This window comes from Pyrococcus horikoshii OT3 (assembly GCF_000011105.1).
Classification (GTDB): domain Archaea; phylum Methanobacteriota_B; class Thermococci; order Thermococcales; family Thermococcaceae; genus Pyrococcus; species Pyrococcus horikoshii.
On sequence record NC_000961.1, the window covers coordinates 824927 to 840733 of the forward strand.

A 15807-nucleotide genomic window follows, 5' to 3' on the forward strand; every position below is an offset into this window, starting at 1 on the left:
CTCATGGAATTCCACGCTCCCAGTCATAATTTCCTATGAAGATTATTTCAATGTTCTCTCCAAGTGCCACAGATTTTGCCACCTTGTATGCATCTTCTAAACTTTTTATCTCCTTATTAAAACCTTTAATTTCCACAAGCTCCTTAGAATAAAGTTCCAGCAATTTACGGGGAGTTATTAACACCATATCGTCCTCTACTAGAAGTGGAATTAAAAAATCTCTCATAATTGAAATTCCCCTAACAGTTAGGCTTTCTACAGCACTTAAAACATCAGGGGCCCTCTTACTTGGATCTTTCATGAGTCGAACTAACTCTCCTTTAAGCTCTCTGTTAACATTTTTTGTAATAGACCTATGGACTTCCGTAACTATTGTCTGATATGTTTCTGGAATTCTTGGTAAGATCTGGCCTCTCTTCATTAGATCTAACGTCTTTTCAACTTTATCCTCCGGATAAGGACCATAGGGGGCATCTTCAAGAATAATGATCTCTCCTTCTTTTTCGTTCTTATATCGAGCTACTCTTCCAAACCGTTGAATGAGTGAATTTATCGGAGCCCTGTCGGTTATCATTAAATCAACTGAAAAGTCAATACCAGCTTCAACTGCCTGTGTTCCTATAAGAAGGAAATCTCCTTCTTTCTGCCACTTTCTTAAGCAGTTAATGAGATCTCGTTTATGGCTTGAAGTCATTCTACCATGAATTAGCATGACTCTATCTCTTTCTGGCCATATATTTTTAGCTCTATCAAATATTTCAACAGCTCTTTTGACGGAATTTACTATAATCGCGTTTCTTCTCCCAGGCTCAATAAAGTTTAGAGGGTCTCCGCGATTAAATTCGATTTTAATGTCTTTTTTTAGTTCTCTCTTAATAAATGGATCATCATTTTCAGGATCCAAAACTTTAAAGTTGTAATTATTTTTATTCGCATACTTCTTGAAAATTTTCTTATGAGCTTCCGATAAGGTAGCAGTCATGATAACAATGGGAACTTTCTGAGAAGTTAGAAACTCAATAACAGACAAAAATGCAGTTACCATTGACTTGTCCTCAAGAAGGAAGTGAGCTTCATCAAAGATAACAAGCGATGTTAATATTGAAGCTTGCGTTAAATAATCATATCCAAACTCTTTACCCGCTTTAATTCTATGCCTCCTCTTTGTGTTGAGCTTTAGAAGGTCCCAGGTAAAAGTGTCCGCAGTAGTTATATTAAGGGGAAAAAGATGGAGAAATTCTCCGCTCGAACCCATCATTTTAGTTCTAGAAAATCCAAATGCCTCTTCTGCTGTTTTCTGAATGTCCTCTATTATCGATCTCATTGGAAGGACATGAATGATTCTATCAAATAGTTTAGCATCATAAAGAGAGTGCACTGCTAAAGCATAGCTTAGGAGTGTTTTTCCATAACCTGTAGGGGCTTGAAGAATTAAAAATGGCGGTTTTTCTGAAGATGTGATAAAATGAAAAGCCCCCTCAAGTAGGGGCCTTCTCTCTGGTTTAAATCCCTTTGCCTTTGCAAGCTTTTGGAGTGCATCCTCAAAAGCTCTCAAAGGAGCACCCCCAAGTGTTCCTCCCACATAAATGTTCTCATGACCTTCCGGAACTCCCCACTCCCTCTGCTGCTTCCCTCTAAAAGTGCCCTGCCCTGTCGGAACAGTCTAAAAATTGAGTCTTGAATTATATCCTTCTTTCCGCTATTAATAGCCCGATACAAGTCTTTTACAAAGATATAAGCTAGCATCTCTTCATCTCCCTTAACTCCTTTCCAGACTTCTTTTTCTGCGATATCCACAAGAGCCCAAAGAGGATATTTTTTTACAGTAGCACCTCCTTCTTTGAGTTCTACAAGAAGGGACATGGATCCCACCTTACTAGCCCTGATTTTCTTCACATATTCCGTTATGTAATTGTTTAGTTCGATTAGGTTTAGTTGAATGGTTTTAAGTTCCGTGTAGGATTGTCCTTCAAGGCTTATCACGTGTAGAGTTACAGGATAAACTTCATCGATAATATTCTTTTCCTCCTCAGCGAGCTTCATTGCCAATTTCATTTCATATAGCTCTTCAGTGGTCAGAGATATTCTTCCTGATGCTCCAGCGCTCGTTAATGGTAGGATACCATGCTCAATAATGTCTTCAACCTCGTATGGCCAGAAGCCTTCAATTCCTGGTTTTGTTATTAGATAGTACTTTCCACTAATGAACCCTGCGAAACTCGTAAAGAATCCAAGGGCCATGAAAGAAAACCACAGAGGATCCATACGTATCTGAGCTTTTCGAGCTGTTGTTGGTTTTAGAAAGCTACTTTGATATTCATAGTATTCTGGCTGTTTGAGTATTGCAGGCAAAATAGCTTGTTTTTCCTTATACACTACTCCAAGGTATGTTCCATTTTTGTCAGTTTTTATGGTAGATAATGAGGCACTTGGATCTATTTTATCCTCTTTAAGGAGTTTTATCGTCTCTCTAATTACAAGTTCAAAAAGCTCTCCATAGGTTTCAGGAGTACTTCTATTAAACCAAGCTTGCAAGACATCATTAAAAGAATTTCTATCATTTCGTCCTATTTTTGATGTATTAATCCTGGTTCTACTCTCTAGAGAGTTTAACGCTCCTTCTAGAGCCTCAATTAGCTCCTCTTTATCAGGTTCTAAGCCTGCTTCCATTACAACCCATGACATGCCTAATGCTAGAAGTTCCCTTGTTAAGCCTTCATGGGGATACCTTGAGAGTGCCTCAAGAAGCAAGAACAATCACCTCCCCATCAAGCTTTGCAACTGAAAGTTTCCCCTTGACTTCAACTATCCCATCTGGGTAAAACATTACTATGCGTCTGGCGTTAGAATAATCTCCAATTCCAGAGCGCCAGTCAACAACTGCTTGAAAAGTTCCCCTTCCTTCAATTTTAACATCTTTTCCAAATGGAAAAGCGTATGCAGTTTTTGCTTCTTCAGTATATTCGATTTTTGTCCTCCCTATCTTAACATCTTCGACGCTAACTATTGATTCCCTTGAACCGATCCTTGTTATTCCCCATGCAGCCCTTGTCAAATCTTTTGAACTATATGTACTTTCCGCTAATTTATCATCATCAATAAGATAAGCTGCTGTTAAGATGTAGTCAAATTCTCCATATAGAACTGCGAAAGGGAAAGACGTCACTGCACTTTGAACCTTTCCACGGTAGATAGTGTTGATTTTTAATAAAGATCCATAGAGCTTAGGTCTTCCTCCCATTTTGATTGTAACCCATTTAAATAGACTTGCTATTGACTCTGCCTTACTTCTAAATGTTTTCTTCTCATATATAGTTTCTCCTCTGTCCCCTGTAAGATGAAGCAGAGGATATGCTATTGCACCTATTAATGCGGTTGGTGGGATGTAGCGAAGAGCAATACGCATCTTGCTTTGGGGAAGAGCGCGAAGAGCTATTATCCCGCTTGGTTTCATTTGAACTTTTAAAAATAAAGGCAAAGAAGATCACCTCAGAAGACTCCCTTTTCGTTGAGGTAGTCAATCGCCTCCTTCAGAGCCTCTTCGGCTACTCTGTCTTCTTTTGCAATAGTGATGAAGATTTCTTCTCCAAAGTTTTTAAGAATATTTAATCTCCTCTTGGTTCTCTCTATATAGTCGTCGTAGATTGGTGAGGTTACAACGAAAGGATGTTCTGTCACTGTAACAATAAGTTCCGTTATGCCACCAACTGGGAAGAAGCGGGAGAGCTTAGCTCCGAACTGACTAGAGGAGAGCATTCTGAAGAGTGCCTTTAGTGAGACCTCTCTTCTCTTCTTTATTTCGTTATCATCTAGTATCGGTTTCGATGTTATCGCACTTATGCCCACTGCGTCAAGATCAAGATTGAATATGAATCCATATAGAGCGGTTCCAGTTTCGACATAGTATATCATCTGCTCGGAAACGTTGCCCTTCTTGCTCGATGCATCAATCTGTGCATGTCTAGCATGGAGTTGGGGCTCAGAGGTTGCGAAGAGAGCAACTGACTTGACTGGAAGGGCATAGCTTACCTGGAAGGCTGAGCTTCTCCTAACTGGTGGCTTTTCAGCATAAAGGAAGCCACCAACATCTTCAACAACACAAGCCTTCACAATTGCCTCCTCTATCTCCTTAGGATCGTCTGGGATTGGAGAAACTTTTTTCTCAAGGTGAATCTTGTTCATTGACTTGTAAAATTCTCCCCTCCGACAGTCGTCGCATACTGGTAGGCCTGCAGAGAGAGCTTCATTAACGAGATGCTCCTGATATGCATGGGCTAGACTTTCACCGCTTATAGCTGGAACATAGACCGTTTTTAGCTTCCCATTCTCTTCAATTAAGTATGGAACACGCCTATGTTTTGTGTAGTTTCCAGCCGTTTCAACCATGTTGAGGGCCTCAACGTTGGCTTCGAATCTAATACCAACACTTAAAAACATCATTCTTCACCTCCAGAGTTTTCTCTCTTAGAGGGATACGCGAGAGCAAGCGTTGCCACAAGTTTAGCTACTCCTATGTTTGATCGGACATCTTCTAGAAACTTTTCTACTTCTTCATCGCGAGGAATGCCTGGGACAAGGATTTTATTCCCATCCTTTTCCACATATCTCCTTCCTTCTTTATCTATAGAAGCACTTTCCCTGACGGATCTAAATGCTCTTATAGTTTCAAAAAGTGCTACCTCTACAGTTTCTGGATTTAGGGCATTTCCAATTCTATCGACGTAACTAAAGTTCTTCATCTGAACAAAAAACCTTAGCATTTTTACAATACCTTCATATTCGGTCTCTACCACAAGGATCACCTCATCATATAATGTACCTAATAATGTTCAAAAATTTAACGTTAAAAATTGTTTGATAAGGACATAGTAAATGTTTAGAAAAAATTGAACATACTTCTAATATAACCTTCTGAAAACGTCTATTATATTTTATTTTTGTTATTTGTTAATTTGATTTACTAACATTCTAAGTTCTTGTTCAATAATATCTAAACATTTTGGGAAGGTCACGAACTTCATCCCCTAACATTATGATTTCCAGCATTTGTTTTCTTTGCATAAGCGAAAAATAAAGGGTAATTTGTTTTTAGTTTTAATAATTTTCTATGCCTGCTTTGCTAAATGCAGGAAAGGAATACCGAGACTGGTATTACTAAAGGATCTCTAGAGAACTTTGACTTGGATAATGTTATTACTTTCCTTATCTTCCCAACCTTAACTGGGGAAACTTTAACGTTGTCGCTCCACTTAACCTCTATCCCTACCCCTTCTCTAGTCACAACATCGATCTCCCTTCCATCGCGCCAATACCCTACTTCATATCTCCTTGCCACATGAGTTGCCACCACACTCTCAACTATCTTATCTTCACTCGGCTCCTCCGTTAAAGTCCATCTAGAGACTAAGTGGTACAGAAAAGGGTCTATAAGGTGCACCTTTTTCTCCCTCTTAAAATCCGCTTCCAATTTATCCGGATCTATGTATGGAAGAACCCTTATGAGAAACATCCTCTCGAAAAGTTCGATATAGCTAAATACCGTTTTGTGAGATCCTATATCTATCTCCTTTGCAATTCCATGCCAACTCACTGGAGAGGGGAGCTTTTTGATTATGGTTTTCATTATTCTTCGTGCAACCTCTTCGCTTTTTCCAAGCTTTAGTATGTCTCCCCTCATCCAAGAAATGTAGGTTTCATAAGTTTCCTCCGAAACCTTATTATGCTTTAGCAGGTCTTTCACGGCCCTGGGAAATCCCCCACTAATGAGGTAAAGTTTGAAAAGACTATTAAGTTCCTCAATGAAAGGTATAGCCTTTAAACACTCCTCAACTTTGTTTAGACTGTTTATCCTGGGGAGAACTGAATGTAACTTTGGGGATGCTATCTTAATAAACTCCCTAAACGTCAATGGGAGCATTACTGCATCCTTCCCTTTTCCTCTTCTCCCAGGAAATGTTTCGACTTCTCCTTTTGTGTACATGCTTGTTGAACCAGTTAAAATGAGAACATCGTTCCTGAATTTTCCCATATCAATGTAAAGCTTTATTGCTCTAAACCACTCCTTTGGGAACGTGACTTCGTCAAGTAATATGTATGATGATTTTATTCCCTCGGTCTCTTTAATTTCAAGGTACTCATCAATAACATTCATAAGCTCCTTATAATCGCTTATATAGTCACATCGGAGATAAAAAATCGACCTTGGATTTTTCCCTTCATCGAGGAGTTTCTTTACTATGAGCTTCAATAGGGTAGTTTTTCCAACCTGTCTGGGGCCAAATATTATATTGAGAGAAAAAGGTTCTAGGGATATTTTCTTTATAACCTCAGGCACCCATCTAACTTCACTTCCTATCCACTTCCTGTAGTCTTCATCCTCCTCTATTCCCTCCCTTCCTTTCCACCATGGATTAAAATGTTCAATCATGTTGATATTTGGATTACCAAATATTTAAAAATATTTTGGTAATGATATTACCAATGGGTCGGACTTTCTTATGGTAAAAGTTGTTGGGGGAGGTTAAGGAGGGTGGTGGATATTACATAAGGAAAATCGAACAGTGTCCCAGGGTTTTGTATAGGGTATACTGGAGATGCGTAGTCTTTGCTTGAAGGAAATCCTAGGATAAATAGTAAGCTCACCTTCTGGATACCTAAAATGGTAGCTCTTAAATTTAATTTTTGAAAAGGAAAAAGAGTAGAGTCATGAAAGTGCTTTCTCAAGCAGCTCAATTCCCAGGTTTAAATACTCCTGGGCTTTCTCTTTGCTCTTTGCTTCGCTAAATATCCTTATTATAGGTTCCGTTCCACTCGCCCTAACCAGAACCCATCCATCCTCAAATATTATCTTAGCTCCATCCGTTGTGTCAACCGTGTATCCCCTCTCTCTTGCCATTTCTGCCACTTTATTGACTATCGCATGTCTATCTCCCTCAACGTGCCTCTTGGTCTTTATTTGGTAGTACTTAGGTAGCTCATCTATAAGCTCGCTGAACTTCTTACCGCTCTTAGCGAATATTTCAACAACCTTAGCTACGGTCATCGCTCCATCTCTTCCCAGCACATGCTCTGGAAATATTACTCCCCCGTTCTCCTCCCCACCTATTGTTCCGTTGTTCTCATAGAGGGCCCTAGCTACAATTAAATCGCCAACTTTAGTTCTCATGACCTTGGCCCCATGCTTCTTTGCAATGTCATCCAACAGGTTAGAAGTTGCCACGGTTGTGACTAGTAGCCCTCCACCCTTCTCCTTAAGTACCGCATCCGCAACAAGTGCAAACGTCTTATCTCCCTGGATGAATCTTCCGTTTTCATCTATGAATACTGCCCTATCTGCATCCCCATCCTGGGCAACTCCGAAATCCGCACCTAAGGCCTTGACTATCTCCATAAATTCCTTGAGGTTCTCTTCGTTAGGTTCCGGATTTCTTGCAGGGAAGTATCCATCGGGCTGAGCGTTTACGGTAATTACCTTACATCCGAGTTCCCTTAGCAGGTAAGGTAGGGTTAGTGATCCGGCCCCATTGGAAGTGTCTACAACTACGAAGGGTTTTCTCTTCTTTATAGCTTCAACGTCAACCTTGCTCTTTATCGCTTCTATGTAGGGCTTTATTATATCCTCCCTTCTAACCTCACCTATCTCGTACCACTTGGCCCTGTCGAAATCTTCCTTAAAGAATAGTTCCTCAACAATAGCCTCCCTCTCTTTCTTAAGACCCATTCCATTGGGCTCCAAGAGCTTTATTCCATTGTACTCCGGTGGGTTGTGGCTTGCGGTTATTACCGCACCACCATCGGCATTGAAGTGCTTGGTCGCCCACTGCACCGCTGGGGTTGGTGCTATGCCTACATCTATCACGTCACAGCCAACGCTTAGGAGGCCGCTTATTAAAGCCTCTTTCAGCATTTCTCCACTAACCCTTGTATCCCTCCCGACAACTACAAGTGGCTTTTTCCTTCCCTCCCTTTTGAGTAGGGTTCCAAAGGCCATTCCTATCTTCATTGCAAATTCCGGCGTTATCTTCTCGTTGGCTATCCCTCTAACGCCAAAGGTACCAAAGAGCTTTCCCATGCTTTCACCTCCCGTAATCGTCTTGAAGCCTTACTATGTCGTCTTCTCCAAGGTATTCGCCTATTTGGGTTTCTATAACTTCGAGAATCACTTTTCCTGGGTTTTCGAGTCTGTGAGGAACTCCGGCTGGTATGAAGGTGCTTTCTCCTGGCCTTAGGATGAACTCCTTGTCCCCAACTTTTACCTTAGCAGTTCCCCTAACAACAACCCAGTGCTCGCTCCTGTGATAATGGATCTGTAAGCTCAACCTTTTTCCGGGAAGGACTGTTAACCTCTTTATCTTGTACCTTTCACCCTCCTCTAAAACGGTGTAGCTCCCCCAGGGCCTATACGCTGTTCTATGGACTATTGCCCTCTCGTCGTTTTCCTCCTTCAGCTTCTTGTAAACCTCTTTAACCTTCTGAGTTTCTCCCCTCTTTGCAACCAAGAGGGCGTCTCCAGTGTCAATTATCACGAGATCCTCAACTCCAACTGTAGCGGTTAGCCTCTCCGTTAGTACCAGGTTATTCCTGGAATCAACGTTTATGTACTTAGCTTTAAATCCTGTAACATGAACTGCATTTCCGTTTTCATCTTTTTCTAAGGCCTCGTAAACAGCATCAAAGCTACCTAGATCGTTCCAATATGTATTCAAAGGGACTACCGCTGCTTTATTGGTCTTCTCCATTATCCCATAATCAACACTTATCTCTGGGGCGAGCTCATAGATCTCCTCGATGCTCTTTCCTTCCTCAAAAGCTTTTACTACATCCGGGGAATGCTTTCTGGCCTCCTCCATGAAGACGGAAACTTTGAACATGAACATTCCACTATTCCAGTAATAGCCGTTTTCAACGTACTTCCTAGCGGTTTCTAAGTCAGGTTTTTCCTTGAACTCGTCAACAAGATAGCCAAGAACTTTCCCCTCTACTTCAATTTTCTCCCCAGGTTTTATATATCCATACCCCGTATGGGGTTTCGTGGGCTTTATCCCAAACGTTACTAAATACTTCTCAGCAAGCTTTTCGGCCTTCTTGAAAGCTTCCATATAACTCTCGTTGACTTCAATTGCATGATCGCTGGGTAGAACCGCAACCACGGAATCCCCGTAGTTATCGTTTATAACCTTAAGCCCCCAGTATATTGCCGGTAACGTATTCTTACCTACCGGCTCGAGCAAAATATTCTCTTCTGGGACTTTAAGCCCCAGCTCATTTAAATCATCCAGGACTCTAAATCTATATTCCTTGTTTGTAACTACGAATATTTCCTTGGGTTTTGAAAATATTAAAGCCCTTTCAACAGTTTTTTGAAATAAAGACCTGTCAGAGAAAACCTTAATGAATTGCTTAGGCATCGCTTCCCTGCTTAGGGGCCAGAGCCTCGTTCCCTTTCCCCCAGCTAGAATCAAAGCCTTCATTTGATCACCTCCAAAACATCTATTATCGAGGATACGTTTTGAGCTTTTTTATGCTTCAAACTTCCAACTATGAAGGCCTTGTCAACAACTTCAAACATTGGGAAGTCATTATAGCTATCCCCGACAGCATAACTCTCAATTTGTCCAAGCCTTTTATAAAAATCTAACAAAATCTTAGCCGCTTTCCCTTTGTCGCTATTCCCATGAACGGTATAGAACCTGCTCCCCATGGTGACCTTGAATCCTCCCTCGACTAATACTTCTTCCCAACCATCTCTGGACCATTCAAAGATAGTCTCACTGTATTCCCTCTCCATGGCTAGTGGGACTAATTCTGGTGGCATACCTGTAAACTTCTCTATCTCCTCTTTTGTTGAATTACCATAGTACTTGAGTCCGTAGATATTTTCAAGCTTTTTCAATTCTTCTCTAATTTTTTCAACCCTAATTCCAAGTTCAATAACTATGTAATTCCCCACTTCTTTTCCCTTAACGTCGAATGGAAAATATCCCTTTGGAATAAATATAGCACTCCCGTTCTCCGATATAAATGGGGTTTCAACCTCTAATTCCTTCCTATAGTATTCCTGCTCGGCCCTTGTTTTTGAAGAGTTAAAGATTATCTCAAATCCCATATCTTTTAGCTCTTCTATTATTGGTTTAGCTGGATCCGGTTCGTACCCTGGAATTAAAGTCTTATCTATATCCAGGAATATTAACCTAATCATAGCTCAAACCTCAGTAACGTTTCTGAGTTACCCTCAACTATATCCATCCACTCTTTTATTGGAATCTCCTTTATTGGCCTCATCACAAGGGGCTTAGGAGGCTCCTCATTCTCCCCGAGAATTCCGTGATCTCTTAGATCTTTCAGAATCCTTTTCCTAAGATTATCGGTTGCAAGCTTCGAGTGATAGATCGTTGCCAAACTTAGCAATAGCATCTCCTTTACGTGCTCTTTTCCCTTATCCTCATGGAAATGAGGATTAAGGGTTTCTATCTGGAAAATTTCAATCCCCTGGTCGAAGACATCCTTAAACTCTTCAACGTTTTCCCACTTTCCAAATCTTTCAAGAATGTAAACTATTTCATAGGGTTCTATAGAGTATCCAGTCGAGAACGGTAATATTTCAGCAAGCTTCATGGTCATTGCATGCTCTCCTGCATTCCCCGTGACCATTATGGTAGTTTCAAACGCCGTGTGCTCACTTACAAGCAAGTTCAGGTAGTGATTCGTTATCTCACTTACTCTTCCCCACTTCTTAAAGTATAGGGTTCCCTTCGTTACCTTAGGTTTATGCCTCCAGTGTAACCTGACCATTGTATATTCGCTTTCGCTCATAAGGAAGCCTGCTGCGTAGTCCTTCACGTACTCATTAACGGCCCCGGGGATGTAATTATCAGCATCAACGAAGCCTACGTATTCTGCTCCAATGGCTTTGGCCAGTAGAAGCCCTACTAACATCCCTTCCCCCTTTCCACTCCTTATCATGCCATTCTCGTCCAGAATATCCGTATATCCTACCTCCTTGAACGCTTTAGCAAGTCCAGGATCCTTCTGATGTATCATTATTATTTTTGAATGAGTTAGATTGTAAAAATGCCTAATTAAATCGACCTCTAGTTTATACCTATTTGGCCCTTCCCTCTTACTATTTGAGACTATTATAATTGGACACTTATGGGGTATCGCTTTTAAAACACCATCAACGAGATGCAACTTTTCATTTTTCATTGGAACTATAACGGCCATCTTTCCAAGTAGATCGTATATTTTCTCCCTGGGGATGTTACTTATCGTGTATATCGGGACTTCCTCCGTCTCTGTATCCATCTTTATTACCTTCTGAACCTCGTGAATCGTTACTGCGCCAAATATTTCCTTATAAACGGGAGCTTCTAGAAGCATTCACTTCACCTGATCTGTTATTCTGTTAGTCAGAATATATAAAGGTCCCTATCCGTTTAACTAGCCTCCTATAATATAAAAATTTAAATTCTCGTATGAAAAAATTACCCTCTGGTGAGAATTAATGGCAATGGGGGGGCAAACGATAATTCCTTAAATAATGTAGTTGGCATAATAAAACTCTTGTCTGGGGAAGTCTTGATAGGAAGAATAAAGAGCATAAATGATGATTTTATTCTCGTGGAAACCCAGGAGAAGAAAATATTCATAGTAAACAAGAAAGCAATCTCTTATATTGAAGTTACGAAATTTAAATAATGGTGCGGTGGCCGGGATTTGAACCCGGGTCGCCGGCTTGGGAGGCCGGCGTCCTAGACCAGGCTAGACTACCACCGCATATCCAGGATTTAGAATTATTAGGCACCTTAAAAATTTATCGTTACTCAAGTGGAGATCTTCCGTACTTTGTGAATACCTTAAGCTCCGGATCCTTATTCCTTAAATAATTTATTAATGCATCCAGGGCCATTCTAGCCTCCTTATAGCTAATCTTAGCTCCATCATGTGCAAGTTGAAGGGGTCTTATATAACCCCCAACCCTATGGTGTAATATTAACGGTAAAATATCCTCGATCTTCTTGGTCGATTGAACCATGTAAATGACATCTCCCCTCTCGAACCTCACATATCCTATATTCACACCCCTCTCCGCGAACTTCTTCACATTCTTAAAATGGTTTATTAAATACTCGGGAATTTCATGAGGAATTCTTACCGGTTCCTCAAAGCTCCAATATCCCTCCTTCTCTTTTTTCAAGAACCTCCTCAAAACGATGTCGAGAAGGGCCGTATCGACTATTGGAATTCCAAGCATGTTGGCCAGTTTCTTTGTATAAAAGCTCTTTGCAATATAGGCTAAATTAGCAACTTCAAGCAGTTTGTCGAGGGAATACAAATATTCTATATAGGTTAGTAAGATGTGAAACGCATCATTTACCATGTCTTTATCTATCACAACCTCAACCCTCTCCTCCTTTATTTCCCTCAGGGCATCTTCTAGACTTTTACCTTCCTCTAAAAATCTTTCAAGCAATGAAAGGGGAACTCCCTCCCGCTTAATTATACTACTAGGAACCTTAACCCTAACTTTGTTCCTTATATGCCCAATTATTCTCGTTTCAAGGTACTTCCTCCTGAACTTGTCAATTATTACATCAGAAAGAAGGGGAGCATCACTTGTTCCCTCATCTTTCAGTTTCCTCCTCACTTCCCTGTAGTGTTCTTCAAGCATCTTTACATACTCGTAAATCAGGTTATCGAAATCGTTAATTCCAATTAAGGATCTAATTACTGCAATGCTCTTTATATCCTCCGGGTAAACAGGTGGCCTAATTAAAGAACCTGTTAAAGTTCCATCCATTAAAATTAGTTTTTTCTCACCTCTCAGCATTTTCTCTGCAAGGTAACCTATCATGTTCTCCATCGTCTCCATTTGCATCCTCACGACTTGATCGGAAACTCCATGATTGTACTGCATGGCATTCGCGTAGAACAGCTTGTACGATCTCCCACTACCTATAGCTATGGCCGATAAAAAATATACTATCGTTCCACTAAGCCTAGTTACACTCCTACTTCCATCCACGGCATAGACAGATGACCTCTCGGCTTCAGGTAAAGCTTTCCAGTTTGAGAGCAAGACCTCATAATTAACGTTCCTAAGTGTTTCGTTCAATTGAGCAATTAGGATATCCGCTATCTTCTCCATGTTCCACCTGGTAAGGAGCCTCAAGATACCACCTCCACCTTTGAGGCCCCACCCTCGAGCCTTATCCTTATCACGTGATCCGCTGCATCCTTGAGTTCCTCATCATGGGAAACTATGATCACTTGAGATATCTTCCTCAAGTGCCTCTCCATTATCTCTATCAATTTCCTCCTCCTCTCCTCATCTAGGAACGGTGTGGGTTCATCGAGGATCAGCAAATCTACCTTACCTATTAAGTACATAGACATCGCAAGCCTAAAGGCTAAACCAAGGGCTATTCTTTCACCTCCACTAAGGAAGGTTAGCGGCCTCTCAACGCCGTCGTAAATAACGAATAGTTTAACCTTATTGTCTTCGGCCCTTATCGCTATCCCAGAATATTTACCATCCGTAAATTCAGAGAAAATTTCACTGGCAATTTCTCCTATCTTGTTTAGAGCTTCCTCTTTTATTAGGGCTTTATACTCTTTTATTTTACCTCTAAGCTCTTCAATCCTCTTTATAGCAATATTTAGCTTTTCAAGTTCCATCTTAGCTGATTCTCTCTCTTTTCTCTCCTCCTTAAGCTTTTCTATTGTAGATTTAATTTCATCCCTTCTTCTCTCAAGTTCCTCTAACTTAGTTTCCAATCCCTTTATCTCCATACTAAGCTTCATCATCTTCTCCCTTTTTTCTTCGTACTTCTTTTGGTCAAATTTCCTTTGAAGTTCGTTAAGCTGTGAAGTGACTTTTTCTATATCCGTTTCAATTTTTGCTAGTTCTTCGAAGGCCTTATCAAGTTCCTCCCTCTCGTCTTTAAGACTTTCAAGGATGTCCCTTAACTCCTTCTCAGCGTTTTTTGCTTCTATGTATTTGTTGTGAAACTTTTCAAGTTCCCTTATCCTCCCAGAAAGCTCATCTATTGTTTTAAATCCCAACCTTAGTAACCTATCTTCGATCTCAGATAATTCCTTTTTGGCCTTATCTATTTCGATTTCAAGCTTGGTAGATTCATTTTTATAATCATTAAGCTCATTTACTTCCTTTTTTAGGCTCTCCACTTCACCCTTTAATTTATTGCTCTCACTTTTTAGTAACTCGTACTCTTCCTTATCCCTCTTCAAATCTTCCAGATTTATCTTGCTTAATCTTTCTCTAATCTCAATGATCTGATCAGCTATCGTTTTTAAGCTGGAAAGCCTACTCAGTTCGTTCTCAACTTTCCGAAATTCAGCTCTTAATTGCCTTTCAAGGGCTTTTGCCTCTTGGATTTCCTTCTCTATCGATGAAAGCTCCAAGGAGTACTTTCTCAGTAGATCCGCCTTATGTTCTTCGGTGAGCTCCCTCCCACAAACTGGACATTTCCCCCGGGCCTTCTTCAGCTCAATTATTGCCAATCTCCTATCTTTACTCCTCTGGTTTAACTCGCCTATCTTCCTTGTTATCTTGTCTATTTCTTCTTCAAGCTCCTTTTTCCTATTCTCTAAGTATAGGAGTTTCTCATTTATTTTCTCAGGCTCCAATCCACCCAACTTGGATTTTAAGGATTCCATCTGAGCTTTGAGGCGCATAGCATCTTCGAATTCCCTAACCCTTGGCTCAAGCTTCATAATTTTTTCCTGTATCTCTTTTAATCTTTCCTCTATCCACCTAATCCTAGCAACTTTAGACTCCGCATCCTTAATTTTTCTTTTAACCTCTTGTAGACGGTTACTTAAAATACCAAGCCTCTTCTCTAGCTCATTTTTCTTGACGAGGTACTCATCCTTAAATTCAATTAATCTTCTGTATTCAGTCTCCTTTTTTTCAAGTTCTGGAAGTTCCTTTACAACTTCTTCAAGCTCTTTGCTTTTCTTTCTCTTTTCTTCAATTCCTGACTCAAGCTGCCTTATTCTTTCTTCAAGCCTACCTTTTTTTCCGTTTAGCTCTCCCAACCTTAGTTTCAGTTCGGTTATACTATTGAAAGTTGCTTCCAACGTTTTAACTTCCTCTTTGATCCCTTCCAGCTCCCTTCTTAACCTGGGAAGGTTTGAAGATATATTTCGAATTTCATTAAGCACTTCTGTAAAGCTCTTTTCCTGGGTCCTTATGAGATCCTCGATGTTTTCTGTTTTCATGATGAACTTTTCCTTCTCCTCTATGGAATATTTGATGTACTTCCTGATCTTCCCAAGATTGTCGTAGGCTTTCTCTAGCTTGTCGAGGTTAAGGATCTCTTTGACTATTTTATCCCTGGTCTCGTCACTTTCCAATATTGCATCTATCTGCCCCTGCCTTACATATATAGCGTTTAGGAATACGTTGTATGGAATAATCCTATCTATGAAGGATGAGACGCTCTCCATACTAGTTTCGGTAACGTGCCTCCATTCCCTCCCGTCAAGTCTCTTTAAATAAGACACATTTCGAGCAAAATCCCTAAGTACCTTGTATTTAGTTCCATCCTCTTCGAACGTTATTTCAATTATAGCTCCTCTCGTTCCGGTTCTTGTGAACTCATCTTTTTTTAATCCTCTTAACCTCATTCTCTTTGACCAGTAAAGACCAACTAAGATTGCATCCAAAAGGGAACTTTTCCCTGCTCCATTTTGACCTATTATTAAGTTAATGCCCGGTTTAAACTCGATCTCGCTATTCTTATGCGATCTAAAATTCTGAACGATAACTCTCTCGATTTTCAT

Annotated in this window: 13 protein-coding genes and 1 tRNA gene; 1 reads left to right on the top strand and 13 read right to left on the bottom strand. The window is 40.4% G+C overall.

Going from position 1 to position 15807, the window contains the following annotated elements; genetic code table 11:
• Window position 1 precedes the first annotated feature (1 nt).
• The 10 genes from cas3 to mpgS form a co-directional block, all read right to left on the bottom strand.
• A complete protein-coding gene (gene cas3, locus PH_RS04335; RefSeq protein WP_048053259.1) occupies window positions 2-1555 on the bottom strand; it encodes a CRISPR-associated helicase Cas3' in 1554 nt (517 codons plus the stop codon).
• Window positions 1552-2751, bottom strand: coding sequence for a type I-A CRISPR-associated protein Cas8a2/Csx9 (gene cas8a2 / locus PH_RS04340; RefSeq protein WP_048053260.1), 1200 nt, complete (start codon window positions 2749-2751; stop codon window positions 1552-1554). Before cas8a2 ends, cas3 begins: the two co-directional genes overlap by 4 nt.
• Window positions 2741-3478, bottom strand: coding sequence for a type I-A CRISPR-associated protein Cas5a (gene cas5a / locus PH_RS04345; RefSeq protein WP_010885010.1), 738 nt, complete (start codon window positions 3476-3478; stop codon window positions 2741-2743). Before cas5a ends, cas8a2 begins: the two co-directional genes overlap by 11 nt.
• 11 nt (window positions 3479-3489) lie before the next feature.
• On the bottom strand, window positions 3490-4437 hold the full coding sequence (cas7a, locus tag PH_RS04350) for a type I-A CRISPR-associated protein Cas7/Csa2 (protein ID WP_048053571.1): 948 nt from the start codon (window positions 4435-4437) through the stop codon (window positions 3490-3492).
• The gene (gene csa5, locus PH_RS04355; RefSeq protein ID WP_048053572.1) at window positions 4437-4760 is read right to left on the bottom strand and encodes a type I-A CRISPR-associated protein Csa5; all 324 of its coding nucleotides are present in this window, start codon (window positions 4758-4760) and stop codon (window positions 4437-4439) included. The genes cas7a and csa5 overlap by 1 nt, the downstream gene beginning before the upstream one ends.
• A 359-nt stretch (window positions 4761-5119) precedes the next feature.
• Window positions 5120-6427 carry an ATP-binding protein gene (locus PH_RS04360; RefSeq protein ID WP_010885013.1) on the bottom strand — a complete coding sequence of 436 codons (1308 nt, stop codon included), beginning with the start codon at window positions 6425-6427 and terminating at the stop codon, window positions 5120-5122.
• A 276-nt stretch (window positions 6428-6703) separates the two neighbouring features.
• Entirely contained in the window at window positions 6704-8071 is a 1368-nt protein-coding gene (gene glmM, locus PH_RS04365) for a phosphoglucosamine mutase (protein WP_010885014.1), read from the bottom strand.
• Window positions 8072-8075: 4 nt separating this feature from the next.
• Window positions 8076-9470 (bottom strand): mannose-1-phosphate guanylyltransferase/mannose-6-phosphate isomerase, encoded by a 1395-nt coding sequence (locus PH_RS04370; protein ID WP_010885015.1) that lies wholly within the window; start codon window positions 9468-9470, stop codon window positions 8076-8078.
• Complete coding sequence (gene mpgP / locus PH_RS04375; RefSeq protein WP_010885016.1) at window positions 9467-10198, bottom strand: mannosyl-3-phosphoglycerate phosphatase; 732 nt, start codon at window positions 10196-10198, stop codon at window positions 9467-9469. Before mpgP ends, PH_RS04370 begins: the two co-directional genes overlap by 4 nt.
• Complete coding sequence (mpgS, locus tag PH_RS04380) at window positions 10195-11379, bottom strand: mannosyl-3-phosphoglycerate synthase (protein ID WP_010885017.1); 1185 nt, start codon at window positions 11377-11379, stop codon at window positions 10195-10197. The genes mpgP and mpgS overlap by 4 nt, the downstream gene beginning before the upstream one ends.
• A 114-nt stretch (window positions 11380-11493) precedes the next feature.
• Between mpgS and PH_RS09765 the strand changes: the two genes are divergently transcribed.
• Entirely contained in the window at window positions 11494-11697 is a 204-nt protein-coding gene (locus PH_RS09765; RefSeq protein WP_010885018.1) for a hypothetical protein, read from the top strand.
• Here the strand turns inward: PH_RS09765 and PH_RS04385 are convergent.
• The 3 genes from PH_RS04385 to rad50 all read right to left on the bottom strand — a co-directional run bounded on the left by PH_RS04385 (window position 11698) and on the right by rad50 (window position 15807).
• A tRNA-Gly gene (locus tag PH_RS04385) sits at window positions 11698-11775 on the bottom strand. It lies immediately after the preceding gene.
• A gap of 43 nt (window positions 11776-11818) precedes the next feature.
• A complete protein-coding gene (gene nurA, locus PH_RS04390) occupies window positions 11819-13171 on the bottom strand; it encodes a DNA double-strand break repair nuclease NurA (protein WP_010885019.1) in 1353 nt (450 codons plus the stop codon).
• Window positions 13168-15807: a DNA double-strand break repair ATPase Rad50 gene (gene rad50 / locus PH_RS04395; protein WP_010885020.1), complete on the bottom strand. Its 2640-nt coding sequence runs from the start codon at window positions 15805-15807 to the stop codon at window positions 13168-13170. Before rad50 ends, nurA begins: the two co-directional genes overlap by 4 nt.